The 793-nt window shown below is 35.1% G+C and carries 1 protein-coding gene; it reads left to right on the forward strand.

From position 1 onward, the window contains the following. A partial coding sequence (locus EO244_RS16810) for an IS3 family transposase (protein WP_129255843.1) occupies window positions 1–772 on the forward strand: 772 nt, incomplete at its 5' end. Window positions 773–793 lie beyond the last annotated feature (21 nt).

Below are 793 nucleotides of genomic sequence, written 5' to 3' on the forward strand. Positions count from 1 at the left end.
AAGTAGTTTTTATTATCACTTGAAGTCTTTACAACAAGTGGATAAGTATGAACAGGTAAAATTGAAAATACAAGAGATTTACCACAAGCACAAGGGAAGATATGGTTACAGAAGAATCACATTAGCATTAAAACATTTGGGGTTCTGTATCAATCACAAAACGGTAAGCAGGCTCATGTGTGAGTTGGGGTTAAAATCACGTATCAGAATCAAGAAGTACAAGTCTTACAGGGGAAAGCAAGGAAAAACAGCTCCTAACCTGCTAGCCAGAGATTTTAAAGCTGATGGGATGTATCAAAAATGGGTAACTGATATTACGGAGTTTAAAGTGGCAGGCAAAAAACTGTACCTGTCTCCAATTTTGGATCTTTACAATCGGGAAATCATTAGTTATCAGCTTTCGGAATCACCAAATTTTAAACAGGTAGCCTGTATGCTGAAGAAAGCTTTTAGAAAATTACCAAAGCAAAAGAACTTACTCTTACACTCTGATCAGGGATGGCAATATCAAATGCCCATGTATCAGAAAATGCTTCAGAAGAGAAAGATCAGGCAGAGCATGTCAAGGAAAGGTAATTGTCTTGATAATTCTGTGGTAGAAAATTTCTTTGGCACCCTAAAATCGGAATTGTTTTACTTGAAGAAGTATAAAACAATCAGGCAGCTGAAAATCGATATTGAAGAATACATACAATATTATAATAAAGAAAGAATATCTTTGGCTCTAAATGGAATGAGCCCGATAAAGTATCGAGCTCATTTTCAAAATTAATTTTTTAACCGTCCAACTTTT

Source organism: Ancylomarina salipaludis, assembly GCF_004122035.1.
In the GTDB taxonomy this organism is placed as follows: domain Bacteria; phylum Bacteroidota; class Bacteroidia; order Bacteroidales; family Marinifilaceae; genus Ancylomarina; species Ancylomarina salipaludis.